The following is a 627-nucleotide window of genomic DNA, read 5'->3' as shown; positions in this document are numbered from 1 at the left end:
AAGTAAATTTAATGTAGTGTTCTGGATATGTGTTTGATGTTTGTATTGTGTATGTGTAGTTCATTATTGTTTTTGACTTATTTTGTATTGTGTATTCTATCATTTTTGATTTTTTCGTATTTTCTGTGTTTTCTGCATATATTTGAATTTTTTGGTCTTGATTTATTGTTATTTCATCTGTATATTCATTTGTTATTGGTGTTTCTGTTTTTGTGCATATTGTGTAGTATATTGTTCCTGGTTGATTTGATTGTATCATTATTCTTTGTTCTCCATTTGAATACATTCTTGTTGTATTATATACTGCTATTGTTGGTCTTTGATTGTTACTTTCTGGTGGTGTGTATGTATATACTTCTGAATGGTATCCGTCATTTTCTGTGTAATATTTTAATTTTGTGTTTTTGTTTATTGTTATTTGATTTCCTGTTTTTGATGTTTTTCTTGTTTTACTATTTTTTGGGTTTGTATTGTCTGTTGTGTAGTATATTGTTGAATTCGCCATATTTGTAGTAAACTGTATTGTTTGTTTATCATTTACTAACATAGTTTTTGGTTTAATTATTGTTATTGGTGGTGTCATTATTTGTGGTGCTTTATAGAAGTTTACTGTTGATTGTTGTCCTT

1 protein-coding gene is annotated in these 627 nt (G+C 26.8%); it reads right to left on the bottom strand.

The genetic code is table 11. The features are described 5' to 3' along the window. Positions 1-627: chitobiase/beta-hexosaminidase C-terminal domain-containing protein (locus MSCUN_RS06265; protein ID WP_170104101.1), on the bottom strand; the 627-nt coding region annotated here is incomplete at both ends.

The sequence above is a fragment of the Methanosphaera cuniculi genome (assembly GCF_003149675.1).
GTDB classification, from domain to species: domain Archaea; phylum Methanobacteriota; class Methanobacteria; order Methanobacteriales; family Methanobacteriaceae; genus Methanosphaera; species Methanosphaera cuniculi.
Note: the sequence above shows the minus strand (reverse complement) of the source record. Positions and strands in the feature narration are given on the sequence as shown.